Origin of the sequence: Aquisphaera insulae (assembly GCF_011064615.1) — a bacterium.
Lineage (GTDB): Bacteria > Planctomycetota > Planctomycetia > Isosphaerales > Isosphaeraceae > Aquisphaera > Aquisphaera insulae.
This window is the reverse complement of the sequence record NZ_JAALJH010000022.1, coordinates 53,427-77,391: the sequence shown is the minus strand read 5'-3', so window position 1 is coordinate 77,391 and position 23,965 is coordinate 53,427. Positions and strand designations below refer to the sequence as shown.

The following is a 23,965-nucleotide window of genomic DNA, read 5'->3' as shown; positions in this document are numbered from 1 at the left end:
CAACCGTAGTCACACGTCAAGGGGCGGCTTTCGGTTCTTCCGCGCTCAGTTATCGAGATCGACGTCGAGCGTGAGCACGTCCCAGTGGGCGTCGAGGATCTCGAACCGGATTCGCTCCTCGTTCTTGAACGTCTCCTGGTCGGGGAAGAGTCGCTTCTTGATCGCCTCCTCGTGCTCGGTGTCGATCGCGGCGGCGACGCTCTTGAAGACCAGGGTGACGCGGTAATCCCAGCGGCCGTCCTCGGTGCCGTGATACCGCGGCTTGACCGCGGTGATCTTCAGCAACCGGCCTTCCTTCTCCAGGGTTTTCAGGACCGGGAGGTGGTTCTTCTTGAACAGCCGGAGGAACTCATCCGCCTTCCCCCACTTCGCCTTGTAGTAGCACTCGAGCACGTAGGGACGGTCGGCCGGGGGGTCGGGCTCGCCGGCCGCGGCTCGCGAGGACATCGAGGTCATCACCATGATGGGCACCATGAGGAGGAACAGGAACCGGGACCAGGTCAGGTCAACAGGTCTTGGAGCATACATCAATCTTTGCCTTTCCCTTCTTCGATTTCGCCCAGGCCGGGGGCGTCGGAGGCCGCCCGGCCCGGACAGGGACGAACGGCGGTCAGAGCTGCCGCATGAAGGCGACCAGGTCCGCCTTCTCCTGGGCATTCAGCTTGAGCTCGAACACCAGGTTGAAGAACTCGGCCGTATCCTCGAGGGTCAGCAATCGTCCGTCGTGGAGATACGGGGGCGACTCCTTGATGCCGCGGAGGGTGAAGGTTTTGATCGGCCCCTGGGCGGTCGCGACCAGGCCGTTCTCCTCCTGGGTCTTGTAGAACCGCTCGACCTTGAGGTCGTGCATCGAGTTGTCCGTATAATACGGCGCCGGATGACAGGCCGCACACTGGGCCTTGCCGAAGAAGAGGGCCTGGCCCCGCATCTCCGACGAATCGGCGGCGAACTTCTTCGGGTCCAGGAGGCCGAACAGGTTCAGCCCCGGCGCGGGGGGGAAGTCCAGCAGCTCCTGGACCTCGGCCATGAAGTGGACCTGGCTGCCGCGTTCGAGCGGATTGATCCCCTTGGCCGAGGCCGAGACGTGGTCGCCGTCGAAGTAGGCCGCGCGCTGCTCGAACTCGGTGAAGTCCTCGATCGACTTGAGGGCCCGTTGCGAGCCGAAGAGGCGCTGGACGTTCACGCCCCGGAGGCTCGTCGTGTCGAGCCGGCGGCGGTGCGACTGCGGCCGGATGTCGCCGACGAGGTGCGTCGCGCCCGAGGTATGGCCGTTGACGTGGCAGTCGAAGCAGGAGACGCCCAGCATCCCCACGGGGTTGTCGGTCTTGCGGTCCGCCGTGGCGTTGAATTGCTGCTGCGGGAACTGGGTGACCAGGAGCCGGAGCCCCTCCAGGTCCTTCGAATTGAGGATGCCGCCGAAGATCTCCTGGAAGTTCTCGACCGTGACGACCTTCCCCTGGGAAACATCGCCCAGGTCCTTGCGGCTGGTCAGGAAGATGGCCGGCGGGAACTCGGGGAGGAAGTGCTCCGGCAGGTCGAAGTCGAGGTCGAACCGCTCGAGCCGCGGCAGGGCCTTGATCTCCATCTGGGGGAAGACCATCCCGCCGACCGGGTGATTCGGGTGCGGCAAGGGGAGGAATCCGCGGGGGAAGAGCCCCTTCTGGAGGATCTCCTCGGGCGACGGAGCGGCCAGCGAATCCCAGGTCGCTCCGGCCGGGAGCTTCGTCGCCGGTCCCACCTGGATGGACTTCCCGCGGGTCATCTTGACCGCCGGGTCGGGCCGCGCGGCCAGGTCATAGCGCGATTCCAGGACCTTCTGATGGGCCGCCGCGATCTCGGCCTTGCCCGCCCTGTCCTTCGCCATCCGCTCCCGGAACGTCTCCTTGCCCAGGAGCGTGGGAGTGATCTGGTCGTAACTCGAGGTCGGCGGGGCTGGCGTCGGTGGCTGGGCGGACACCTCGGAGCCGATGCCGAGGCACAGGGCCGCCAGGGCGAGGCGGCCGGACGCGTGATGGACGGCGTGCATCGTCGAATCCTCGGGGAGGTCATGGTCGTGGATGGACGGGGAGACCGGCTCCGGCATCGTCGCAAATGAGGTGCCTTTCATGAACTCCCTCCCGTCCCATCCTTCGCGGACTCGGTAGAATGCGTCAGGTTCCCGTCGGCCTCAGGAGGCATCGATGAAGCTTCAAGACCTTTCGATCGACGGCGTGCGCGTCCCGCGATTCCTCTACGGCACCGCGTGGAAGGAGCAGGAGACTTCTCGCCTGGCGGGGCTCGCCATCCGGCAAGGCTTCCGGGGCATCGACACCGCAAACCAGCGCCGGCACTATCACGAGGCCGGCGTCGGCGAGGCGGTCCAGGCGTCGATCCGGAGCGGGCTGATCCGTCGCGAGGATCTCTTCCTCCAGACCAAGTTCACGTTCCAGGGCGGCCAGGACCATCGGCTCCCCTACGACCCGAAAGCTCCGATCCGGACTCAGGTTGAGCAGTCCGTCGCCAGCTCGCTCGAGCACCTGGGAATCGATACCATCGACGCCTACCTGCTGCACGGGCCGACGAGCCGAATCGGCCTCGGCGCCGAGGATTGGGAGGCATGGCGGGCCATGGAGTCGATACACGCCGACGGTCGACTCCGGCTCCTGGGAATCAGCAACGTGAACCTTGGCCAGCTTCGCGAGCTCTGCCATCGGGCGAGCGTGCCTCCTCGACTCGTCCAGAATCGCTGCTTCGCCGCGGACGGCTGGGATCGAGAAGTCCGGGCCTTCTGCTCCTCGAACGGGATCGTCTATCAGGGTTTCTCCCTCCTCACGGCCAATCGAGCCGCGCTCGCCCGCCCCGAGGTCGCCCGCATCGCGGATCGTCACGCCCGGACGGTCCCGCAGGTCGTCTTCCGGTTCGCGATCGATGTTGGAATCCTCCCCTTGACGGGGACGACGGACCCGGTCCACATGCGGGAGGATCTCGAGGCCCTCGCCTTCCAGCTCGACCCGACCGAGGTGGATCGCCTCGAGGGCCTGATCGGCTGAAGAAAAGGGCCGCGCAGGACGGCGACGTCGCATTCAAACGTGATACCTAAGATCCTTCGAGACGACGACCCACTTGCCGTCTCGGAGCTCGAGGATGTACGTACCTGTCCCGCTATGCATGCTCCAGGTGAAACCGATCCGTACGACCGCCGTCTGATGGTCGCGAGCAAATCCCGGGGGATAGGCCGAGAACAACTGGATCAGGTCGGACACCGGATCACCTCCGCCGTCTCGCTTTGAGATCCGCGAATCCTCGGTCGTGAACTCCGCGATCAGTCCCGGGACCGGCTCCCGTGCGTGAAAATCCTGAATCGCCTCCTTCGCACGGGCGACCTGGTCCGTAGTCAGTTTGCCTGTGTGTCCGGAGATCTCGTCATCGCAACGGCCCTCGGGCGGACGCCGCTTCACCTTGGCGGTGAGGAGCCAGAGGTGTCTCTGCGATGGTTCCGGAGGTCCGAGCGGCGATTCCTTCGCGCCCAGGACATCCTCGAAGACGGCCCGCAGGACGGCATCATCCCGGTCCTTGACCGATGCCGGTCGGGGGGAGATCCGCCCGGCGCAGGAAGCGATGCCGAACAGGGCGACGACGACCAGGATCCGTCGTGATCGGGCCATGGGATTCTCCGATCCTGCCGTTGGTCACTTCGGCGCGATCTTCTCGTGGACCTCCATCACCCCCATGAGGGCGGCGGAGCAATAGAGCCGGTGGTATTCCGCGACCATCTCGCCCGACTTGATGACCGGGTCGGTCGCCACCAGCTTCTCCGCCTCCTCCGGCGTCTCGACGGCGAAGACGAACATCCCGCGCCAGTCGCCCTTGTCCCCGAAGGGTCCGGCCACCACGAGCTTGCCCGACTCGGCGAGCCGCTTGATGTTGGCGAAGTGCCCCCTGAACATCTCGTCCCGGGCGGGGCCGGCCGGCACGCGTTTCGGGCCGGTCTTGAGGATCACCATGACGTAGTTCCGCATCCCTCGCTCGTCGGCGCCCAGCTTCTTCGCGAGCGCGGGATCGGCGACCGGCGCGGGCCTGGCTCCCTGCGCGAGGGCCCGCGCGCCCGGTGTCGGCAAACAGAGGAGGCCCGCCAGCAGCAAGGTGCGTCGCATCCGCTTTCCCTCCGCATGAAACCCAGGACGTAACAACCGAGATCCGCCCGATACCGCCTCAGATGAGCCCCTGGCGCTCCAGGCTCTTGTAGTGCACGAACGAGTAGAGGGCCGGGACCAGCGCGGTCACCATCAGCACGCCGAAGGGGACGTAGAGCGGGGCGCCCAGCACGACGGCGAGGAAGCCGACGATCCCGCCGCCGGTCATCAGCCAGGCGGCCAGGCGATGGGTGTCGTTCCAGACCCGGTCGCTGGCCAGCGTCCAGGGGACGCGATAGCCGATGTAGAAGTTCTTGCGCACCTTGCCCATCACGTTCCCGAGCATCGCGAAGAAGAGGAAGATCCCGGCGAACAGGCACCGGCCGAGGTCGATCCGCCAGCCCCCGGGCGAGATCTCCTGGCGCGTGGCCAGCATGATCACCGCGTGGAGGTAGGCGAAGAGGCCGACCGTGACCGCCATGCAGTAGAGGTACGTGGGCCGGAACGAATCCACCTCGAACGCCTTCGGCGAGAGCGCGGGGAGGAAGGCGAAGAAGACGAGGAAGCCGGTCATCATGGCCGGCATCAGGAACGTGGCCCAGGTCTTGTCGCCCCAGCCGTCGACCTTCCCCTCGATGTTCCAGTGGGTCGGGATCTTCTGCGGCAGGCCCGGATAGAGTGCCGCGGAAAGTCCCCAGCACGCCACCAGGAGCGAGACGGCGATGATCCAGTAGGCGCGATTCATAGGTCGACCTCCCCTTTCGCTTTCTTCTTCCCCGGCCCGAACAGGTCCCAGAGGAGCGTCATCACGTCCTCGATGACCGTGGTGTTCAGGGCGTAGTAGATCTGCTGCCCGTCGCGGCGGGTCGAGACCAGGTCCGCATCCTTCAGGACGCCGAAGTGATGCGACATCGACGGCCGCGTCATGTCGAACGAGGACGCCACCTCTCCGGCGGTGAGCTCCCCCCCCTGGAGGAGCCGGATGATCTCCCGCCGCGTCGGATCGGAGAGCGCCTTGAGGACCTCGTTGAGTTTCATCATGCCCGTGTGTTCGCGTCGGTCGGCCGCATATTTAGAATATCGTCTAAATACACGCCGCGGGTAGCCTGGTCCGGAAGATCGGCGGGGCTCAGGCCCGGTCGAGCGTCATCCAGCGGTCGTTGGGGCCGGCGTCGGGTTCGTCGAGGAGGATGCGGACGACCTCCTCGGGCTGGTCGGAGACGACCAGCGGCCGGAGGTGGTCGACGCGGATGAACTTGCGGGTGATCCCGTGGTCCAGGAGGTCGAGCAGCGGGTCGAAGTAGCCGCCGACGTTGAGGATCCCGACCGGCTTCCGGTGGATCCCCAGGCCCTTCCAGCTCAGGATCTCGAAGAACTCCTCGTAGGTGCCGATGCCGCCGGGCAGGGTCAGGAAGGCCGTCGATCGCGACGCCATCAGGGCCTTCCGCTCGTGCATCCCGCGGACGACGTGGAGCTCGGTCAGGCCGTCATGGGCGATCTCCTTGGTGGACAGGGCCTCGGGGATCACGCCGACGACGCGGCCGCCGGCGGCGAGGACCGCGTCGGCGACGACCCCCATCAGTCCGACCCGCCCGCCGCCGTAGACGAGCGAGGCCCCGCGGCGGACGATCGCCTCGCCGACGAGCCGGGCGGCCTCGGCATAGGAGGGGGAGAGCCCCGCCGACGAGCCGCAGAAGACGCAGATGCTGGGGCCTTCGGACATCAGTCCTCCGGGGTTCGAGAATGCGTTCGGGGCTGGATTTCGCCCCCTATTCGAGACGGGTATCATAGCAACCGTGCCGCCCTCCGGGCGCGGCCGTTTCCGCCCGAGCTCCAGGAAGAGTCCGCATGAAAGCCGCTTACATCAAGCAGACCGGCCCGCCGGAGAACATCGTGGTCGGCGACCTGCCGAGGCCGGATCCCGGGCCGGGCGAGGTCCTCGTCCGGGTCAAGTCCGTCGCCCTCAACCCGATCGATCTCTACATCCGATCCGGCCTGGTCGCCTTCCCGCTCGCCTTCCCCTACGTCATCGGGTGCGACGTCGCCGGGACGGTCGAGGCCGTCGGCGCGGGGAGCCGCAAGTTCAAGCCCGGCGACCGGGTCTGGGGCTCGAACCAGGGGCTGCTCGGGCGGCAGGGCGTGGCGGCCGAGTACGCCGCCATCGCCGAGGGATGGCTCCATCACACGCCCACGCTCCTCCCCGACGACCAGGCCGCCGCCATGGCCATGGTCGGCCTCACGGCCCACATCGGCCTCATCGAGTGCGGCCGCTTCCGGGAAGGCGAGACCGTCTACGTCCCCGGCGGCAGCGGCGGCGTCGGCTCGATGGTCGTGCAGATGGTCAAGGCCGTGGGCGGCCGCGTCGCCACCACCGCGGGGAGCCCGGAGCACCTCGAGACCTGCACCAACCTCGGCGCCGACCTCGCGCTCAACTACAAGACCGACGACGTGTCGGCCCGCCTCCGCGAGTTCGCCCCGGAGGGCTTCGACGTCTGGTACGAGACCCAGCGCGAGCCGAACCTGGAGGTCTCGATCCCCCTCCTTCGGAAGCGCGGGCGGATGGTCCTCATGGCCGGACGGACGGCCCGGCCGACGTTGCCGCTGGGCGCCTTCTATCCCCGGAACTGCTCGATCCACGGCTTCGCGGTCTTCAACTTCACGCCCGAGGAGCAGGAGCCGGCCGCCTCGGACATCGTCCGATGGGTCGAGGAGGGGCAGCTCCGATCGCTCGTCGGCCGCTGCTTCCCGCTCGAGGCCGCGGCCGAGGCCGAGAGGTTCCTGGAGGCGAACACCCTCCACGGCGCCGGGGCCCTCTCCGGCAAGGTCGTCATCTCCGTGGACTGATCGTGGCGCCGCAGGACTGGAGTCGAGAATACGATGAATCTGCTCACGACGTTCGCCGGCTCGATGATGGAAGGGTTCCTCCCCGCCGGCTGGGACCTCGCGAAAATTGACGCCTGCTGCTCGCACCCGCCCGCGGCGATCTCGGAGCGACAGCCCTGGTGGAACCCCAGGTTCGAGCTGGTCCCCACGGCCACCGTCCCCGACTTCGACGTGGTCATGGGCCACGAGATCGCCACGGCGATCCGCCGGACCCGCGACGAGGGGCGGGACGCGGCCCTGATCCTCCCCGTCGGCCCGATGGGGATGTACCGCTGGGCGGTCTACTTCCTCAAGGAGTGGGACGTCTCCTGCTCCCACGTCCACGGGTTCAACATGGACGAATGGAGCGACCGCTCCGGCGCGACGCTCCCCCCGGACAACCCGGGCGCCTTCCAGTACGCGATGCAGAAGGCCTTCTACGGCCCGCTCGGATCTCTGACCGTGCCCGAGGGCCGCCGCTGGTTCGCCACCGCCGACCGCCTGCCCAACTACGCGGACCGGATCGGCGAGCTGAAGAGCAAGGGGGCGGAGCTGATCGTCATCTTCGGGATCGGCCGGGTCTGCCATATCGCCTTCTGGGAGCCGCATTTCGCGGCCGAGTATGAGACCGTGGACCGGTGGCGGGCGGCGACGCACCGGATCGGGGCGCGGCTCCATCCCCTGACCATCGAGCAGAACGCCCTGACGAGCTTCCGGAGCCGGACCACGCTCGTGCCGGCGTTCGCCAACACGATCGGCCCCGGCCTGTTCCTGCAGGCCGACCGGATCATCGGCGGCGCCGACGGCGTCTTCGATCGGGGGATGCAGTGGCAAGGGACCAGCCTCTGGATGACCCTGCGATACGGCCCGGACCCGTGGGTGCCGAGCTCGTTCATGCCGACCCTCACCGGCCGGCTCTTCTACCACGAGGGGCTCGCCGGCCCGCTCGAGCCGGACCTGAACTGAACGGACGATGACCCGACCCGGCCCGGCCCGGCCCGTCAATCGTCGGACGAGCCGGGCGATTTCCTCCGCGCCTTCGTCTCGCTCTGCTTCCGCTTCGATTCCAGCCGGCGGACCTTCGAGCCGAGCGTCGGCCTCGTCGGCCGCCGGGGCCTCGGCCGCTCGCAGGCCCTCGCGATCATCTCGACGAGCCTCTCGACGGCGGCCCTCCGGTTCGCCTCCTGGGATCGCGCCTCCTGGGCCAGGATCATGAGCACGCCGTCCGCCCCGACCTTCCTCCCGGCCAGCCGGATCAGCCGCTGCCGGACGTCTTCCGGCAGGGACGGAGAGGTCGCCGCGGCGAACCGCAGCCGGACCGCCGTCGAGACCTTGTTCACGTTCTGCCCCCCCGGGCCGGAGGAGCGGATGAACTCGAATTCGAGCTCGTCGTCGTTGAGGCTGATTCGGTCGTTCACGGGAATCATGGGGGAGAATCGGGCCTTCCGCCCGCCGCCGTGGATCGGGGTGTCGGTGCTGGTCACTTGAATAGAAGAGTATCGCGGGTATCCTGAGAGGGCCATGCTCCGTGGGCGGGTCGTGCTCGTGCACCAGGAACTCTCGCCGGGCCTTCACACAATCTTCACGGTTCCCGGTTATCATGCGGAAGGTCAATGACCGTCGGCCGGGGAACGTGCGCGAGGCGATTGGGCCTCGGATCTCCGCCTTGCATTCGGCGCCGCCGCTCCCCCTCCCGACGTCGGCACCGAGCTGAATACCAGGACACGAAGCTGATGCGATTCACGTACGCGATGGCAGCAGGGCTCTTCACGTTCGTCCTGCTGCTTGCCGGCTGCGGCGGGGGTGGTGACGGCGAAGGGGGCGGCCCGGGCGGGTCGAAGAGCGGGACGGTCGTGGTCGACGGCTCGAGCACCGTCTTCCGGATCAGTCGCGCCGCCCAGGAGGCGTTCGAGTCCGTGAACCCGAACACGACCGTGGTCGTGGACAACCACGGCACCGGCGGCGGCTTCAGCCGCTACCTCCAGGGAGAGGTCGACGTCGTCGACGCCTCGCGGGACGCGAAGCCCGACGAGGAGGCCAAGGCGAAGGCCCAGGGGATCGAGTGGACCCGGTTCACCGTCGGCAACGACGGCATCACCGTCGTGGTGAATGCCAGGAACACGGTGGTCCAGTCCCTCACCGTCGAGCAGCTCAAGAAGCTCTGGGAGCCGGGCTCGACCGTCAAGACGTGGAAGGACCTGAACCCGGCCTGGCCCGACCGCCAGATCCGCCTCTATTCCCCGGACAACGACTCCGGCACCTACGAGTTCTTCGTGGAGGCGATCGTCGGCAAGCCGAAGCCCGTTAACGCGGATCCCGCCGCCAAGGACCAGCCGAAGCCCGCCGCCAAGGGGGGCCAGCGCGACGGGGTCCAGCAGAGCTCCGACGACAACACGCTGGTCAACGGCGTGGCCAACGACGAGGACGCCATCGGCTACTTCGGCTATGCGTACTACGCCGCCAACAAGGAACGGGTGAAGCCCGTGGCGGTCCAGAACGGGGCCGACGCCAAGCCGGTCCTCCCGAGCGCGGAGACGATCGCCGACAAGAGCTACAGGCCCCTCTCGCGACCGCTCTACATCTTCGTGAAGAACTCGGCGGCCAGGCGGCCCGAGGTCAAGCAGTTCCTGGGCTACTACCTCGACAACGTCAAGAAGCTCGCCGTGGACGGCGGCTACGACCCGCCGACCGAGGACGACCTGAAGGCCAACCAGGAGGCCCGGACCAAGCTCTACGGCGCGGCCGCTCCCGAGACCGCCGCGGCCAAACCCTGAGATTCCCCGACCCTTCCCTACCTCACGGCCGGCCCGGCCTGGGCGATCCCAGGCCGGCCGGCCCGCGGCTCCCCGCCGAGCCGGAGCAAGTCGACCGTGACCATTCCGCAACCCGCACCGCCCCCGCGACCGGCCGCGACCCTCGAGGACGACCAGTGGGCCGGGCATTCGCCGCGCCAGGCGATCGTCGAGGCCGTCGTCTCGTCGCTGCTCGCGGCCGCGGCGATCCTGACCGTGATGACGACCGTCGGCATCGTCCTGGTCCTGACCGTGCAGTCGGTCGAGTTCTTCGTCCATTCGCATACGGGGATCCTCGAATTCCTGCTCGGGACCGAGCTCAAGCCGGAGGCGGACCCGCCGAGGTTCGGCATCCTGCCGCTGGTCTGGGGGACCTTCGCCATCGCGCTGGGCTCCTCGTGCATCGCGCTGCCGGTCGGCCTCCTGAGCGCCATCTACCTGAGCGAGTATGCCCCCAGGAAGCTCCGCAAGGTGCTCAAGCCGGCCCTCGAGCTGCTGGCGGGGATTCCGACCATCGTCTACGGCTATCTCGCGCTGCTGCTGGTCACCCCGGTGCTCAAGGCCGTGATGGAGCCGCTGGGGGTCCGGGTGCCGCAGTTCAACGCCCTCTCCGCCTGCATCGTCGTCGGCGTGATGATCATCCCGCTGGTCTCGTCGCTCAGCGAGGACGTGCTGTCCGCCGTGCCCCGGGGGCTCCGCGAGGCGGCGTACGGGCTGGGCGCGACCAAGTTCGAGGTCTCGACGCGGGTGGTGCTGCCGGCGGCGCTCTCCGGCGTGGTGGCCTCGTTCATCCTGGCCATCAGCCGGGCCGTGGGGGAGACGATGGCCGTCGTCCTGGCCGCGGGCATGCTGCCGCAGATCCGTTTCAGCCCGTTCGAGTCGCTCGAGACGATGACGACCTACATCGTCCAGGTCATCAGCGGCGAGGCCTCGTACGGCTCGTCGAAGTACCTGTCGCTGTTCGCGGTCGGCCTGTCCCTCTTCCTGATCACGCTGACGCTCAACATCATCTCCGGCCTGGTCCTCCGGCGCTATCGCGAGGTCTATCAATGAGCACCTCCGGTGCCGATCGCTTCCGGCCGCACCGCACGCTGCGGTCCGTCGCGGGGCCGCTCTTCGGGGCGGCCTGCCTGCTGGCCACGCTGTCCGGCGTGGTGGTCCTGGTGATCCTGCTGGCATCCATCCTGATGGCGTCGCTCCAGGGGAAGCCGGACAACCCGTGGTACGCCGTCGGGCCGAACCTGAAGGAGCTCTGGGGCCTGCTCTCGAAGCTGATCGTCAACCGGCAGTCGAGCAACCCGGCGCTGGCCGGGTTCCGGATCGGCCTGGTCGGCAGCCTCTGGCTGCTCGGCCTGGTGGCGACGATCGGGATCCCGGTGGGGATCGCCGCGGGGGTCTACCTCGAGGAGTACGCCCCCCCCGGCCGGCTCCGGCGGATCATCCAGACCAACATCGCCAACCTCGCGGGGGTGCCGTCGATCGTCTACGGGATCCTCGGGCTGGCGCTCTTCGTCCGCGGCTTCGGCTTCTCCCGGCTGGCGGTGGGCCCGTGCCTCCTGTCCGGAGCCCTGACGCTGGGCCTGCTGATCCTGCCGATCATCGTGATCACGACCCAGGAGGCGATCCGGACGGTGCCGTCGTCGCTCCGCCAGGCGGCGCTGGCGCTGGGGGCGACCCGGTGGCAGATGGTCATGGGCCACGTCCTGCCCGCGGCCATGCCGGGGATCCTCACCGGGACCATCCTCGGCCTCTCGCGGGCGATCGGCGAGACCGCACCGCTGCTGATGGTGGGCGCGGCCGGGGCGCTCCGGAAGTTGCCCACCGGGCCACTCGACCGCTATTCGGCGCTCCCCGTCGAGATTTACAATTACGCCAAGGAGCCCGACCGCGCCTTCCAGACCGTGGCCGCGGGGGGCATCGTCATCCTCCTGGTCCTGCTGCTGACGATGAACGGGATCGCCATCCTGATCCGCGACAGGTTCCGGCGTTACCAGTGACATCCGCGGTCCCCCGGACAACCACAAAGTGGACACATGAGCGTGACAGAATCCCGCGCCGAGCCCGTGCCCCCGCCCCTCAAGATCCCGGTCCCCGCCGGCCCGCCCGCGGGCGCTCCGCCTGACGCGTCGGCCGCCCTGTCCACCCGGCACCTCTCGGTCTGGTACGGCAGCTCGCTGGCGCTCAAGGACATCTCGATCGACTTCCCCCGGAACAAGATCACGGCCCTGATCGGGCCCTCGGGCTGCGGCAAGAGCACCCTCCTCCGCTGCTACAACCGGATGAACGACCTGATCCTGGGCGCCCGGATGGAGGGGGAGATCTGGTTCGACGGCGAGCTGATCTCGGCGCCGGGCACCGACGCCGTGTCGCTCCGCCGCCGGATCGGCATGGTCTTCCAGAAGCCCAACCCGTTCCCGAAGACCATCTACAACAACATCGCCTGGGGTGCTCGCATCAACGGATTCCGCGGCGACATGGACGAGCTGGTGGAGAAGTCGCTCCGCCGCGCGGCGCTCTGGGACGAGGTCAAGAACAAGCTCCATCGCAGCGGCCTGGACCTCTCCGGCGGCCAGCAGCAGCGGCTCTGCATCGCCCGGACGCTCGCCGTCGAGCCCGAGATCATCCTGATGGACGAGCCCTGCTCCGCGCTCGACCCGATCAGCACCGCCCGCGTCGAGGACCTGATGGACGACCTCAAGGACGACTACACCATCGTCATCGTCACCCACAACATGCAGCAGGCCCGCCGCGTCAGCGACATGACCGCCTGCCTGATGCTCGACGAGGCCGCCTCCGCGGACGGCCACCGCACGGGCATCCTCGCCGAATTCAGCCCGACCGACCTCCTCTTCACCAACCCCAAGGACAAGCGGACCGAGGACTACATCACGGGCCGGATCGGCTGACGGCCGCCCCGGCATAGGGCCGGACCAGGTCGGCCACGCCCCGGGCCGCCGCCCGCGACACGTCGTTCGCCGCGGAGCCGACGGCCGCCTCGGCCTGGATGAGCGCCTCCGGGGCCCGGCCGACCTCCTGCTCGAGGACCGCCAGGCCGTACCTCGCCTCGAAGAGGGCCGGATCCGCGGCGATCGCTCGCTCGTATCCCGCGCGGGCCGCCTCGATCCGCTCCTCCGCGAAGTCGGCCGCGGCGATCCGGGCGTCCCGGACCGCCGGCTGGGCCGTGGCGCCCGCCCGTTGCCAGAGCCCGCGGGCCGCGGCCGGATCCCCCAGATGGAGCCGGAGCGTGGCCATCCGGTCGACCATCTCCCAGGGGGCCTTCTCGGCGGGATAAGCCTGCTCGAGGACCTCGCAGGCGGATCCCGCCCTCCCCTCCGCCAGCAGCCGGTTGACGATCCGATCCAGCTCGCCGGCGTTCTTCCACCGCGTCTCCACGGGCCTCGAGAGGATCTCCCGGATCTCGGAGCGACCGGCCAGGACCTGGCCCAGCATGGTCCGCTGCGTCGGGTTGATCGGGGGCAGCTCCGCCAGGCGGTCCAGGATCGGCAGCACGGCCTCGTTCATCTGGCGATTCTGGTAGACCAGCATCAGGCTGAACAGGCTCGAGAAATCCGTCGGGACCGCGGCGACCGCGCGGCGGAGGGCGTACGTGGCGCGGACCATCGCCAGGTCGAAGACCGGGTCGAAGGGCTGCCGGAACCTCGGGCTGGGCGGGTCCAGGGGTTCCCGGATCTCGAGCTGCCCGATCGTCTTCCAGCCGTCGAACGAGTCCGGATCCGACTTCAGGAGCCGCCGGGCCGCATCCGAGGCGACCCAGCCCAGGGCCCTCGAGGCGCGGCTCCTCCCCGCGAGCGCCACCTGGTAGTAGCGTCCCGCGCGGGCCAGGGCCCGCAGCTCGTCGGTCCCGTGCGGCTCGGTGGCGGCCTCGGGGCGGAAATGCCGGGCCCCGAAATCGACCTCGCGCCCCCGGACCGCATCGGCATACGACTCGTGAACATAGAGCGCGGCGATGGGGTCGAACCAGATGCACTTCCAGCGCCGACTCGCCAGCAGGGTCGCCCCCTGGCCGGAGCTGTATTCGTGATCGACCAGGATGCTCGGCAGCCCGAGCCGCTGGAGCTCCGCCTCCCAGCCGGGGCTGTCCGCGGCGATCCGCCGCGAGAGCTGGTTGTACTCGTCGAAGAGCTCCGGGCCGGCGACCTCGAGCCGGGGGTCGGTGTAGACGCGTCGGCCCGGCCCCCCCTCTCGTTTCGGGCTGTTGTGATACTCGAAGACCGAGGCGTGGGCGTTGTGGAACCCGATGAACCGCTCGGGCATCCCCTCCTGCCCCGCGAGCCGCGCCGCGTCGTGCGGATACCAGAGCGGCGCCTCGCCCCAGCCGATGGTCCGGCCCTCGCCGAGGAATTCGTAGAACTTGCCGCTGGCGACGGCCACGAGCATCGAGACGACCACGGCCATCGTGGCCAGCGTGGGGGTCAGTCCCGCCGGCCGGGCGGGGCCCGAGGTCGGGGCGGCGGCACGCGTCCGCCGGATCGCGGCCACCCACTCCGCGAAGTTCCAGGCCGTCACCGCCCCGGCGACCGCGGCGAACTGGTGGCTGTTGCGGGTGGCCTGGAAGCTGAGGGCGGTGAACGCCCCGAACAGGAGGAGGCGGAAGACGCTCGGCCGCCAGCCCGTCGGCTCTTCCGCGACCACCGCCGCGGCTGCCTTGTTCTTCGAGGCCTTCCGCTTCCGCTTCCCGGCCGGCTCCGCCGGGGCGGCCGGTTGCGTCTTCTCCCTGCCGAGGAGCCACCGGCCCAGGCTCCACGCCAGCGGCACCAGGAAGCTGAGCGCGCCCAGGACCATGGTCCCCAACTGGATCAGCAGGGGGACGCTGGTCCAGCCGTGGTTCCGGATGAACAGGGGGATCGGCGTCAGCTCGGCGATGCTCTGGGAGAAGATCGGGTTGGACATCGTGCGGGCCAGCTCGAGCGGATAGGTCGCGCCCCTCAGCCCATAGGGATTGAGGAGGCAGGCCACCAGGACCGCGACCGCCGCCGGGGCGACGGTCTTCCACCATCGGGCCGGATCCGGACCCATGGCGCGGAGCCGCAGCAGGGCGTCGATCAGTCCGAAGCCCAGGACGATCGGCCCGAGGACGAACAGGCCGTGCGAGTTCACCCAGGCCACCTGCACGAACGGCAGGATCCAGGCCAGCCGGGGGTGCCGCTCCCATCGCGAGAGGACCGCGAGGTAGGCGGAGAGGTAGAGCAGGCTCAGGGTCTCGGGCCGGACGTACATCCGCCCCGAGAGGACCACCAGCGCGGGGAGCCACGCCAGGACCATGGCCCAGGCCGGCCAGGTCCGGCGGCGGGCCGTGATCAGCAGGCCGACGGCGAGCGTCGTGATCAGGACCTTCGCCAGGATCAGCCCGGGGACGCCCGCCCGCTCGTTGATCCAGCTCATCCCCACCTGGAAGAGCCAGTGGAGGTCGATCCAGGTCGCCCCCTCGCGGGTGAAGGTATAGAAGTCGACGCGGGGGATCGAGCCGGTCTCCCGGATCAGGTCGCCGGTCCGCAGGTGCCAGTAGTTGTCCGCGTCCTTGAGCGGGAAGACGCCGAGGAGCGCCGTCAACGCCAGGAAGAGGACGACGAGGCTGACATCCAGGGCCCGGAGCCCGCGCGCGGGATCTCCCCCGGCGGGCTGCTCCGCATCCGCGCGCCCCTTCCGCCTGGAAGGGCCGGGCCTCGGCTCGGGGACGGTCACGGAGGTCATCGCGGCTTGCTCCCTGGGGCTCGGCCGGGCCGCGGCGGGCCCGGGCCAGGTCCAGCCCCCGAGTCTACCGGCGCGGCTCTCCCCGGGTCGAGTCGACTCGGCGGCGGTTGCAAGCGGGCCGGCCGGCTGCTACCGTTCATCGTTCGTCCGGCGCCTCGATCGAGGCTCTCTCTCCCCGGCAAACCATCCACCAGGAGGAACAAATGCGCCGCACTTCTCCGACGCTCGCCGCCTGCCTGACCCTCGGCCTGGCCGCGGCCTTCACGCCGGCCCGCGGCCTCGCGGACGACCTCAAGGTCGGCGACAAGGCCCCCAACTTCGCGCTCAAGGGATCGGACGGCAAGACCTACGACCTCGCCGATTTCCGGGGCAAGTCCGCCGTGGTCCTGGCCTGGTTCCCCAAGGCGTTCACCGGCGGCTGCACGGCCGAGTGCAAGTCGCTCCGCGAGAACGGCGAGGCGATCCGCAAGTTCGACGTGGCCTACTTCACGGCCAGCACCGACGACGCCGAGACGAACAAGAAGTTCAGCGAGTCGCTGGGCCTGGATTATCCGATCCTGAGCGATCCCACCCAGGAGACGGCGCGGGTCTACGGCGTCGTCCACGAGGGCCGCAAGGTCCCCGAGCGCTGGACCTTCTACATCGACAAGGAGGGGGTCATCCGCGCCATCGACAAGGCGGTCCAGCCGAAGAACGCCGCGGCCGACGTGGCCGCCAAGCTGAAGGAGCTGGGCGTCGCCGCGAGGTGACCTCGACCACATCGAGCTTCGATCCCCCTTCAGCGGGCCCGGCGCGAGTCGTCGCGCCGAGGCCCCTGGAGCCGGGCCCAGCGGTGCTTGAGCTCGCCCAGGATCCGCCAGAAGAGCCGGCTGTGCATCCGGCCCGGCACCCTCCCGCAGGCCCGCGCGGCGAACGAGGTCGGCTCGGTGTACTCGAGGTGATGCGCCATCTCGTGGAGGAACGTGTCGAAGAGCTCCTCCAGGGGCCTGAGCCCGAGGTCGCGGTCGCGGACGTAGACCCGCACCAGGGCCCTCGACCGGTAGTATCCCCCCAGGACCCGGGTCGTCGCCCTCGGGTTGATGTCGAGGTCGTAATCGGCCCGGCAGCGGTGGATCTTCTCGAACCGGTAGCGGAAGAGCGGCCCGAGTGCCGAGATCGGCGGGACGAACTGCCCCGTGTACCGGCCGGTGATCGGCCCGGGACGCGTGGCCGGCCCGGCCGGGGTCGCGAAGACGCGAGGGTCCAGGATGTCGTGGTCGCGGTCCTCGACGCGTCGGACCGGACGGGGCTCGGGAAGGTCGTCCATCGATCGTCGCGGGCTCGAGGAGGGAAGGAGTCTTTGGGACAGGAAGAAGTCGCCCGCGGTCGCGGCCGGCCGCGGCGGACGGCCGCCCTGGAATGCCGCGCCTGAGCTGCCAGACCGGCTGAAATCTACCATCTCGAACGCCCGATCGCCACGGGGCGTTCCCCGGTTCTTCGAAGCGGAGCCGAACTTGCTCGTCCTGACCAACGATGACGGACTCGACGCCCCGGGGATGCGGGCGCTCCGCCGGGCGGTCGAGGGCCTGGGGCCGCACGCGGTGATCGCCCCCAACGGGCCGATCTCCGGCTGCGGACACCAGGTGACGACCCATCGGCCGATCGCCTTCCTCCGCCGCGACGACGGCGCGATCGCCGTCGCGGGCACGCCGGCGGACTGCGTGAGGCTGGCCGTCTGGGGCCTCGTCCCGGGCATCCGCGGCGTGATTTCGGGGATCAACGCGGGGGGGAACCTCGGCGCCGATGTCCCCATCAGCGGGACCGTCGCCGCCGCCCGCGAGGCCGCCGGGCGGGGCCTGCCGGCGATCGCCGTCTCCCACTACATCGCGCGGGGCCGGAGCATCGACTGGGATCGCGCCGCGGCCTGGGCCGCGCCCGTCATCCGGGAGCTCCTCGCGCGACCGAACGCGCCGGGGACCTTCTGGAACGTCAATCTCCCCCATCCGGAGCCGGGTGCCCCGATGCCCGAGGTCTGCCATTGCCCGCTCGACCCCTCCCCCCTGCCCCTGGCCTACCGGCTCGAGGGCCATGAGGCGGTCTACGCGGGCGACTACCAGTCGCGCGATCGGATCGCCGGCCGGGACGTCGACGTCTGCTTCGGCGGTCGGATCGCGGTGAGCCTGCTCACCATCGGGGAGCGCCAGCCGTAGCACCGGCGGCAGCTCGCCCCGCGGCCGGAAGGCGCCGGCCCCCGCGGATAATGTGAGGGCCGGGTGCCGGCTGTGATCTGGCTTATCCCGCATCGAACATGACATAATGAGGCATCCAGGGGCGACCGGGCGGATCGGGGCCATCGCGGCAAGAGGCCGTGGCCGCTCCGCGTGTTGCCCGTCATTCATCTTTCAAGCGTGGATTCGTGTTTCGCGGGGGTTCCGGCCATGTGGCGAAGGTACGCGGTGCTCGTGGGAAGCCTGGTTCTGACGGCATGCTGGTCAGGCTGCGACGCCCCCGACAGTTTCCAGCACACGGCGCCTCCCGGTGCGGTCATCACCAGGGGATTGCCCGAGGGGGACAAGGGCTCCGAGGCCAACGGCGAGAATCCGACCATCACGGACAAGTCCGCGGCCGACGCCCGCGAGAAGGCCAAGCTCTCGACGACCACCCCGGCGCCGCCGACGGCCAAGGGAGAGAAGAAGAAGACCGCCGGCGGCGTGACCTACGAGACGCTCCGCGAGGGGACCGGCGACGAGCTGAAGTCGGGCCACGTGGTCCAGGTCCATTATGTCGGCCACCTCGCCGACGGCGACAAGGAGGGGAAGGAATTCGAGAGCTCGCGGCGGAGCGGCAGGCCGCTCGAGGCCACCGTGGGCGCCGGCGGCCTGATCAAGGGCTGGGAGGAGGGCCTCCCGGGCATGAAGGTCGGCGAGATCCGCAAGCTCTGGATCCCCGCCCCGCTGGCCTACGGCACCGCCGGCAAGGGCGATATCCCCGCCAACGCCGACCTCATCTTCGAGGTCGAGCTGCTGAAGATCCTCTACTAGGCGTCCCATAAGACCCTCGACCCAAGGCCCACAACCGCATCGACTCCGTCGGATTGAACGAACGAGGCCCCGCATGGCGAACGTGTCTTCCACCCCCAAGTTCTCCGGGATCAAGTACCGGGTCGTCAACGAGCTCGGCGAGGGTGCCGGCAGCAAGATCTTCCTCATCAGCGACAAGTCCGCGGGGGGGAAGCGCTACGCGCTGAAGATCATCCGCAAGCAGGAGCCCGAGGACGACATCTACATCCAGCAGGCCCGCAACGAGTTCGAGGCCTCCCAGAAGCTCAACCACCCGGTCATCGCCAAGATCTACGACTTCCGCCAGAAGAAGTCCTGGTTCAAGGTCACCGGCGCCGAGCTGCTGATGGAATACGTCGACGGCAAGAGCCTGGACGAGGTGGAGGCCCCGGAGCTCGACCAGCTCATCCTGATCTTCGCCAAGGTGGCCGCCGCGCTCGCCCACATGCACCGCCGCGGCGTCTTCCACGGCGACCTGAAGCCCCACAACATCATGCTCTCCAAGAACGGGCAGGTGAAGCTGATCGACTTCGGCACCGCCTGGATCCGCGGCCAGGGCGACACCAATCGTGCCGCCGGCACCCCCCAGTACATGGCCCCGGAGACGGCCATCGAGAAGACCGTCAACGCCCGGACCGACATCTACAACCTGGGCGCCACGATGTACCGCCTGTTCACGGGCCGGTTCGTCCAGCAGGGCATCCCCAGGCCGGGCGACGACCGCAAGGTGACCCTCCCCAGCAAGCTCAATCCCCGGCTCCCGGCGGACCTGAACCTGCTCATCGTCGCCTGCCTCCAGTCCGACCCCACCAAGCGGCCCGCCGACATGGTGGAGGTCCGCGATCAGCTCGCCAAGATCGCCAAGGCCAAGGGCCTCGACGACGTCGACCTCAAGGGCGCCGAGGACGAGTGACGCCCCGCCGAGGCGTCGTCCCAAGACAGGGACCGGGAGGACAGGCATTCCTGCCTGTCCTTCTCCGATTCCGATTCCCTGCCGATCTCCTGCCCTGGCATCATGACCCCGTCCCGGCCTTCCGCTGCGCCAGCAGCGCCAGGTCGAGCGCCAGCTCGGCCAACGCCGATTCGTCGAGGCTCGCCCCGGTCACGCCCGGATCGGCGAACGCGTCGGCGACCGCCACATCCTCGCCGAATTCGGACGTGTTCCCGTTTGCATCAGTCGCCGTGGCGGAGACGAAGGCCCCCGCGGGCACGGCCGCGTCGAGCGTGACGGCGAAGCTCGCGTTGCCGTCGGCATCGGTGGTGACCGTGACCGATCCCAGGTAGGTCTGCCCTTGCCCGTGGCCGCTCGGGTCGGCCGCGTCGTTGGCGTAGAACTGGATCGTCAGGGTCGTGGACGGCGGCCCGGAGAACGTGCCGGCCAGCGCGATCGCCGTCCCGGTCGTGATCGCGGACTCCACCACCGGCGTGTTCTGGAGGTGGTTGGGGCCGTCATAGGGCCCGCCCGGCAGGTTCGGGCTGACCCCGTCGCCGCCCAGGTCGATGCCCAGGCCGAAATTGCCGTAGATGGAGTTGCCGAGGACGGCGTTGCGGTAGCAGAGGTCGCCAGCGAAGCTCCCGATCGTCACCCCGTTGCCCCAGTTGCCGGCGATGATGTTCCCCTCGCCGGCGGCGGTGCCGCCGATCGTGTTCCGGGAGGAGTAATTGCGGATCGTGACGCCGCCGCCCCAGTTGCCCAGGGTTGCATTACCGGCCGCGTCGGTGCCGATGAGGTTGCCCTGGATCAGGTCGCGGGACGCGAACTCGACGATCAGGCCGTCGCCCCAGTTGCCGGAGATCACGTTGCCGGCGCCCGCCACGGCCCCGCCGATGGTGTTGTTGCCGCCGTCGTCGTCGATGCCGCCGCTCATGTTGCCGATCGCGGAAAAGCCCGTTGCGTCGGTCCCGATCCGATTCCCCTGCACCGTGTTGAACGCACACCCGGCCGCGAACGTGATCCCGTAGCCGGCATTCCCCGAGATCAGGTTGCCGGCGCCCGCCGCGGCCCCGCCGATGGTGTTGTTGCTCGCCCCGCTCCGGAGCGCCAGGCCGTCCGACCAGTTCCAGATCGCGTAGCTGCCGGTGCTGTCCGTGCCGACCTTGTTACCCACGATCGCGTTCCCGACGGCCGCCGGCCCGTCGAGGAGGATTCCCACGTCCCAGTTCCCGGAGACGACGTTGCCCGCGCCGGCCGCCGTCCCGCCGATGGTGTTGTTCGGGCTCTCGGCGTAGATCCCCAGGTTGTTGCCGAAGCCCGGGCCGGTCCCGGTGATGTCGGTGCCGATGAAGTTCCCCTCGACGACGTCGCCGCCGGCTCCCGCCAGGTGGATCGCCGTGGCGAACCCGTCGAAGGAAAGCCCCCGGATGACGACGCCGGGCGAGGTCACCACCAGGCCGTCGCCGCCGTTCATCTGCGCCAGGCCGTTGAGCTGGACCAGGATGACGGCCGTGCTCCCGGGGTCCGCGGTCGCGGCCTGGGCGCCCGGCTGGGAGTAGCCGTCCAGGATCGTCGCGTGGGTGATCGCGGGGAGCGGCGACAGGGGCATGATCACGAACGGGCCGTCCCCCTCGATCGCGAACCGGATCGTGTCCGGGCTGGCCGTGGTGGCGAGGTTGGCGTCCAGGATCGCCTGGCGGAGCGAGCCCGGCCCGTCGTCGTTGGTGTTCGTCACGGTGAACGTCTTGGCGGCGACCGTGATCGTGACCGTCGCCAGGGCCGAGGCGTTGCCGAGCCTGTCCGCGTAGGTGAAGTGGTCGGTGCCGACATAGCCCGCGGCCGGGACGTAGACGAACGACCCGTCGCCGCCCAGGGTGATCGCCCCGTGGGCGGGGCCGGTCACGATCGTCGACGTGAAGCCGCTGCCGTCGAACGAAAGGTCGTTCGCCTGCACGCCGGGACCGGCGATCATTAGGGCATTGTCCTGGTCGATCCGGTAGGCGTCGTCCTGGGCCAGCAGCTTGCCCGACATCGGCACGATCGCGGCCGCGGCGGAGAGCTCCGAGGTGTTGCCGGCCGCGTCGGTCGCGGTCGCGGAGACGACCGTCCCCGGCTGCGTCTTGAACGAGCCCTGGAATCTCGCGTTGCCCGAGGAGTCGGTCTGGACGGCGATCGTGCCGAGCAGCGTCTGGCCGGGGCCGGATCCGGACGGGTCGGCGGACGCGTTGGCGAAGACCTGGATCGTGAACGCCGCGTTCGCCGCGGCATTCAGCGTCCCCTTGACGATCGTCTGGTTGTTCCGCGAGGCCGCGACCCGGAGGACCGGCGTGTTCTGGAGGTTGTTGGGCCCGTCGTGCGGCCCGCCGGGCGTGTTCGGGGTCAGACCGTCGTCGCCCAGGTCGATCCCGAGCCCCGCGTTGCCGTAGATCGAGTTCGACAGGATCGCGTTGCGGACGGCGCCGGAGCTCGAGAGGATCCCCACGCCCGATCCGCCGTTGAACGCGATGACGTTCCCGGCCCCCTTCGCGGTCCCGCCGAGCGTGTTGTCGTTCGAGCCGAGCCCCTGCACCGAGATGCCGTCGCCGGCATTGCCGAGCGGGTAGGACCCGGTGGCGTCGGTGCCGATGAGGTTCCCCTGGACCAGGGCCGAAGAGCTGCCGTAATCGAAGATCAGGCCCGGGCCGCCGTTGCCGGAGATCACGTTGCCGGCATTCTTGTCGGTCCCGCCGATCACGTTCCCGACCCCGCCCAGTCGGATGCCGCCCATCCCGTTCGGCACGGCCGTGACGCCCGCCGAATCGGCGCCGATGACGTTCCCCTGGACCACGATCGACGAGGCCCCGAAGAAGTAGCCGACGATCCCATAGCCGTGGGCATTGCCGGAGATGACGTTGCCGGAGTTCTTGCTGGTCCCGCCGATCGTGACGTTCACGGCGTAGTCCAGGGTGATGCCGCTGCCGGTCGCCCCCAGGGAATGGAGGCCGGTCGCGTCCACCCCGATCGCGTTCCCCTGGATGGACGTCCCGGCCCCGCCCGGCTCCACGAGGATGTCGCGGATCACGTTCCCGGCCGTGGCCCGGGTCCCGCCGATCACGGTCCCCGAGCCGGCGAAGATGACCAGGCTGGTTCCACCCGAGAAGCCGCTCCATCCGGCCGCGTCGGCGCCGATCGAGTTCCCCTGGACGAGCGTCCCGGTCGTGGCGCCGGGGCTGCTCGAGGTCCCGATGGTCAGGCCGGTGAGGACATTGCCCGAATCCGGCTTCAATCCGCCGACGGTCGTGTTCGAGGCCCCCGCGACGAGCACGCCGCCGGCGAGCGTCAGCCGCTGGCTCCCGGAAAGGTCGGTCCCGACGAAGTTCCCCTGGAAGACGTTGCCGGCCCCGGCGATGGTGACCTCATAGCTCCCCGAGCCGTCGATGACGTTCCGCTGAGCGGGCTTCGGCCCGCCGATGAGGTTCCCCCCCGCTCCGGAGACGATCATCGGCCCGGAATTGAGCGCAGCCGCGCCGCTCGGATCGAGGCCCAGGAAGTTCCCCTGGATGGTGTTCCCTCCGCCGTCGTGGATGTCGATCGGGCTGGCGAAGGCCGTGATCGAGAGCCCCTTGACGGTGCTCCCCCCCGCGCTGATGACCAGGCCGGGCGACCCGGCGGGGAGCAACGAGCCGTCGATCTGGACCAGGATCACGGCGTTCTCGCCCGCCGCCAGGCTGTTGGGCTGAGAGCCGGGCTGGGTCGTGCCGTCGATCACGGTCGGGTGCGAGATCGCCGGCAAGGGGGTCAGCGGCCGGATCACGAACGGCCCTGTGCCTGGGATCGCGAACTTGATGACGTCGGGCGCCGCCGTGTTCGAGGCCGCGGCGACGGCGAGGGCCTGCCGGAGCGAGCCCGGGCCGGAATCGTTGGTGTTGCTGACCACCTGGGTCTTGGCATTCACGGAGATGACGACCGTGGCCGCGGCCGAGCTCGTCAGCCCTTCGACCGCGACGTACGTGAACGTGTCGAGGCCCGTGTAACCCCCCTTCGGTGCGTACTCGAACGAGCCGTCCGGATTGAGGACGACCGAGCCATGGGCCGGCCCCTTCACCAGGGCCGCCGAGAAGACGCCGCCGTCCGAGGTCGAGTCGTTGGCACGGACCCCGGGCGCGGCCACGACCAGGTTCGTCTTCGCGTCGGTGTTGTAGGCGTCGTCAACCGCGGTGACCGTCGAGAGGAGCTGGCGCGATTCCAGCGGCTGGAGGCGCCAGGCCCTCAGGGCCGCCCGCCCTCGCCGGGTGCGCGAGAGGTCGCGAGCGGACGCAGGTCGCGAGTCGTGGAGTGACTGGCTGCGAGCACGGTACGACATCGTCGAATTCCCCCTGATGGGTCGAAGTCCCTCTCGAGCTAGACCCTGGTGGAGGATCGCTCCCGCGGCGCCCGGTCCGGCGAACCATCGCCGTGCGGGGCCTCCGCGGCATCCCTCGATTCCCGGCCGCCGACAGGGCGGGCAGTCTAGCTCATCTTCCGGGTCGGTCGGGA

Annotated in this window: 22 protein-coding genes; 11 read left to right on the top strand and 11 right to left on the bottom strand. The window is 69.3% G+C overall.

The genetic code is table 11. The features are described 5' to 3' along the window. Positions 1-45: 45 nt before the first annotated feature. Complete coding sequence (locus tag G6O54_RS14395; protein WP_205678788.1) at positions 46-528, bottom strand: hypothetical protein; 483 nt, start codon at positions 526-528, stop codon at positions 46-48. Between the two features lie 82 nt (positions 529-610). Beyond that, on the bottom strand, positions 611-2,026 hold the full coding sequence (locus G6O54_RS14390; protein ID WP_165226363.1) for a cytochrome B6: 1,416 nt from the start codon (positions 2,024-2,026) through the stop codon (positions 611-613). 154 nt (positions 2,027-2,180) lie between these two features. Here G6O54_RS14390 and G6O54_RS14385 point away from each other — a divergent pair, with 154 nt between their 5' ends. Further along, complete coding sequence (locus tag G6O54_RS14385) at positions 2,181-3,029, top strand: aldo/keto reductase family protein (RefSeq protein ID WP_165226334.1); 849 nt, start codon at positions 2,181-2,183, stop codon at positions 3,027-3,029. Between the two features lie 33 nt (positions 3,030-3,062). Here G6O54_RS14385 and G6O54_RS14380 read toward each other — a convergent pair whose 3' ends face one another. The 5 genes from G6O54_RS14380 to G6O54_RS14360 form a co-directional block, all read right to left on the bottom strand. Next, positions 3,063-3,644: a hypothetical protein gene (locus G6O54_RS14380; protein WP_165226333.1), complete on the bottom strand. Its 582-nt coding sequence runs from the start codon at positions 3,642-3,644 to the stop codon at positions 3,063-3,065. A gap of 24 nt (positions 3,645-3,668) precedes the next feature. Further along, positions 3,669-4,133 (bottom strand): YciI family protein, encoded by a 465-nt coding sequence (locus tag G6O54_RS14375; RefSeq protein WP_165226332.1) that lies wholly within the window; start codon positions 4,131-4,133, stop codon positions 3,669-3,671. 58 nt (positions 4,134-4,191) lie between these two features. Beyond that, positions 4,192-4,857 (bottom strand): SdpI family protein, encoded by a 666-nt coding sequence (locus G6O54_RS14370; RefSeq protein ID WP_165226331.1) that lies wholly within the window; start codon positions 4,855-4,857, stop codon positions 4,192-4,194. Then, positions 4,854-5,153: an autorepressor SdpR family transcription factor gene (locus G6O54_RS14365; RefSeq protein ID WP_250846891.1), complete on the bottom strand. Its 300-nt coding sequence runs from the start codon at positions 5,151-5,153 to the stop codon at positions 4,854-4,856. Before G6O54_RS14365 ends, G6O54_RS14370 begins: the two co-directional genes overlap by 4 nt. Before the next feature lie 88 nt (positions 5,154-5,241). Further along, positions 5,242-5,835, bottom strand: coding sequence for an LOG family protein (locus tag G6O54_RS14360; RefSeq protein ID WP_165226330.1), 594 nt, complete (start codon positions 5,833-5,835; stop codon positions 5,242-5,244). Positions 5,836-5,960: 125 nt separating this feature from the next. On the opposite strand from G6O54_RS14360, the gene G6O54_RS14355 reads away from it, so the two are divergent. Together G6O54_RS14355 and G6O54_RS14350 are read left to right on the top strand one after the other, a co-directional pair. Next, a complete protein-coding gene (locus tag G6O54_RS14355; RefSeq protein WP_165226329.1) occupies positions 5,961-6,956 on the top strand; it encodes an NADPH:quinone reductase in 996 nt (331 codons plus the stop codon). Between the two features lie 33 nt (positions 6,957-6,989). Beyond that, positions 6,990-7,940, top strand: a complete 951-nt coding sequence (locus G6O54_RS14350) for a 6-phosphogluconolactonase (RefSeq protein WP_165226328.1) — start codon at positions 6,990-6,992, stop codon at positions 7,938-7,940. A 35-nt stretch (positions 7,941-7,975) separates the two neighbouring features. On the opposite strand, the gene arfB is transcribed toward G6O54_RS14350, so the two are convergent. After that, positions 7,976-8,401, bottom strand: a complete 426-nt coding sequence (arfB, locus tag G6O54_RS14345; protein WP_165226327.1) for an alternative ribosome rescue aminoacyl-tRNA hydrolase ArfB — start codon at positions 8,399-8,401, stop codon at positions 7,976-7,978. Between the two features lie 306 nt (positions 8,402-8,707). On the opposite strand from arfB, the gene G6O54_RS14340 reads away from it, so the two are divergent. The 4 genes from G6O54_RS14340 (at position 8,708) to pstB (ending at position 12,672) form a co-directional block, all read left to right on the top strand. Beyond that, the gene (locus G6O54_RS14340; protein WP_250846890.1) at positions 8,708-9,748 is read left to right on the top strand and encodes a PstS family phosphate ABC transporter substrate-binding protein; all 1,041 of its coding nucleotides are present in this window, start codon (positions 8,708-8,710) and stop codon (positions 9,746-9,748) included. Positions 9,749-9,844: 96 nt separating this feature from the next. After that, entirely contained in the window at positions 9,845-10,819 is a 975-nt protein-coding gene (gene pstC, locus G6O54_RS14335) for a phosphate ABC transporter permease subunit PstC (RefSeq protein ID WP_165226326.1), read from the top strand. Next, entirely contained in the window at positions 10,816-11,763 is a 948-nt protein-coding gene (gene pstA, locus G6O54_RS14330) for a phosphate ABC transporter permease PstA (RefSeq protein WP_165226325.1), read from the top strand. Before pstC ends, pstA begins: the two co-directional genes overlap by 4 nt. A 36-nt stretch (positions 11,764-11,799) precedes the next feature. Beyond that, a complete protein-coding gene (gene pstB / locus G6O54_RS14325) occupies positions 11,800-12,672 on the top strand; it encodes a phosphate ABC transporter ATP-binding protein PstB (RefSeq protein ID WP_165226324.1) in 873 nt (290 codons plus the stop codon). Here the strand turns inward: pstB and G6O54_RS14320 are convergent. Then, positions 12,653-15,478 carry a tetratricopeptide repeat protein gene (locus tag G6O54_RS14320; RefSeq protein WP_250846889.1) on the bottom strand — a complete coding sequence of 942 codons (2,826 nt, stop codon included), beginning with the start codon at positions 15,476-15,478 and terminating at the stop codon, positions 12,653-12,655. The genes pstB and G6O54_RS14320 overlap by 20 nt on opposite strands. A 203-nt stretch (positions 15,479-15,681) precedes the next feature. Here G6O54_RS14320 and G6O54_RS14315 point away from each other — a divergent pair, with 203 nt between their 5' ends. Next, positions 15,682-16,227 (top strand): peroxiredoxin family protein, encoded by a 546-nt coding sequence (locus G6O54_RS14315; RefSeq protein WP_165226323.1) that lies wholly within the window; start codon positions 15,682-15,684, stop codon positions 16,225-16,227. A gap of 29 nt (positions 16,228-16,256) precedes the next feature. Here the strand turns inward: G6O54_RS14315 and G6O54_RS14310 are convergent, their stop codons facing one another. Continuing rightward, on the bottom strand, positions 16,257-16,784 hold the full coding sequence (locus tag G6O54_RS14310; protein WP_250846888.1) for a hypothetical protein: 528 nt from the start codon (positions 16,782-16,784) through the stop codon (positions 16,257-16,259). Positions 16,785-16,971: 187 nt separating this feature from the next. Here G6O54_RS14310 and surE point away from each other — a divergent pair, with 187 nt between their 5' ends. From surE to G6O54_RS14295, 3 genes are all read left to right on the top strand, one after another. After that, positions 16,972-17,667: a 5'/3'-nucleotidase SurE gene (gene surE / locus G6O54_RS14305; protein WP_250846887.1), complete on the top strand. Its 696-nt coding sequence runs from the start codon at positions 16,972-16,974 to the stop codon at positions 17,665-17,667. A gap of 228 nt (positions 17,668-17,895) precedes the next feature. Further along, positions 17,896-18,498, top strand: coding sequence for an FKBP-type peptidyl-prolyl cis-trans isomerase (locus G6O54_RS14300; RefSeq protein ID WP_165226321.1), 603 nt, complete (start codon positions 17,896-17,898; stop codon positions 18,496-18,498). A 73-nt stretch (positions 18,499-18,571) separates the two neighbouring features. Continuing rightward, positions 18,572-19,429: a serine/threonine protein kinase gene (locus G6O54_RS14295; RefSeq protein WP_165226320.1), complete on the top strand. Its 858-nt coding sequence runs from the start codon at positions 18,572-18,574 to the stop codon at positions 19,427-19,429. Between the two features lie 100 nt (positions 19,430-19,529). Here the strand turns inward: G6O54_RS14295 and G6O54_RS14290 are convergent, their stop codons facing one another. Beyond that, positions 19,530-23,792 carry a beta strand repeat-containing protein gene (locus G6O54_RS14290; protein ID WP_165226319.1) on the bottom strand — a complete coding sequence of 1,421 codons (4,263 nt, stop codon included), beginning with the start codon at positions 23,790-23,792 and terminating at the stop codon, positions 19,530-19,532. Positions 23,793-23,965: the final 173 nt, after the last annotated feature.

Excerpts from the sequence above, each read along its gene's own strand:
- G6O54_RS14395 (WP_205678788.1), bottom strand. The coding sequence starts at position 528 with ATGTATGCTCCAAGACCTGTTGACCTGACCTGGTCCCGGTTCCTGTTC.
- G6O54_RS14390 (WP_165226363.1), bottom strand. The coding sequence starts at position 2,026 with ATGCACGCCGTCCATCACGCGTCCGGCCGCCTCGCCCTGGCGGCCCTG.
- G6O54_RS14385 (WP_165226334.1), top strand. The coding sequence starts at position 2,181 with ATGAAGCTTCAAGACCTTTCGATCGACGGCGTGCGCGTCCCGCGATTC.
- G6O54_RS14380 (WP_165226333.1), bottom strand. The coding sequence starts at position 3,644 with ATGGCCCGATCACGACGGATCCTGGTCGTCGTCGCCCTGTTCGGCATC.
- G6O54_RS14375 (WP_165226332.1), bottom strand. The coding sequence starts at position 4,133 with ATGCGACGCACCTTGCTGCTGGCGGGCCTCCTCTGTTTGCCGACACCG.
- G6O54_RS14370 (WP_165226331.1), bottom strand. The coding sequence starts at position 4,857 with ATGAATCGCGCCTACTGGATCATCGCCGTCTCGCTCCTGGTGGCGTGC.
- G6O54_RS14365 (WP_250846891.1), bottom strand. The coding sequence starts at position 5,153 with ATGATGAAACTCAACGAGGTCCTCAAGGCGCTCTCCGATCCGACGCGG.
- G6O54_RS14360 (WP_165226330.1), bottom strand. The coding sequence starts at position 5,835 with ATGTCCGAAGGCCCCAGCATCTGCGTCTTCTGCGGCTCGTCGGCGGGG.
- G6O54_RS14355 (WP_165226329.1), top strand. The coding sequence starts at position 5,961 with ATGAAAGCCGCTTACATCAAGCAGACCGGCCCGCCGGAGAACATCGTG.
- G6O54_RS14350 (WP_165226328.1), top strand. The coding sequence starts at position 6,990 with ATGAATCTGCTCACGACGTTCGCCGGCTCGATGATGGAAGGGTTCCTC.
- arfB (WP_165226327.1), bottom strand. The coding sequence starts at position 8,401 with ATGATTCCCGTGAACGACCGAATCAGCCTCAACGACGACGAGCTCGAA.
- G6O54_RS14340 (WP_250846890.1), top strand. The coding sequence starts at position 8,708 with ATGCGATTCACGTACGCGATGGCAGCAGGGCTCTTCACGTTCGTCCTG.
- pstA (WP_165226325.1), top strand. The coding sequence starts at position 10,816 with ATGAGCACCTCCGGTGCCGATCGCTTCCGGCCGCACCGCACGCTGCGG.
- pstB (WP_165226324.1), top strand. The coding sequence starts at position 11,800 with ATGAGCGTGACAGAATCCCGCGCCGAGCCCGTGCCCCCGCCCCTCAAG.
- G6O54_RS14320 (WP_250846889.1), bottom strand. The coding sequence starts at position 15,478 with ATGACCTCCGTGACCGTCCCCGAGCCGAGGCCCGGCCCTTCCAGGCGG.
- G6O54_RS14315 (WP_165226323.1), top strand. The coding sequence starts at position 15,682 with ATGCGCCGCACTTCTCCGACGCTCGCCGCCTGCCTGACCCTCGGCCTG.
- G6O54_RS14310 (WP_250846888.1), bottom strand. The coding sequence starts at position 16,784 with ATGGACGACCTTCCCGAGCCCCGTCCGGTCCGACGCGTCGAGGACCGC.
- G6O54_RS14300 (WP_165226321.1), top strand. The coding sequence starts at position 17,896 with ATGTGGCGAAGGTACGCGGTGCTCGTGGGAAGCCTGGTTCTGACGGCA.
- G6O54_RS14295 (WP_165226320.1), top strand. The coding sequence starts at position 18,572 with ATGGCGAACGTGTCTTCCACCCCCAAGTTCTCCGGGATCAAGTACCGG.
- G6O54_RS14290 (WP_165226319.1), bottom strand. The coding sequence starts at position 23,792 with ATGTCGTACCGTGCTCGCAGCCAGTCACTCCACGACTCGCGACCTGCG.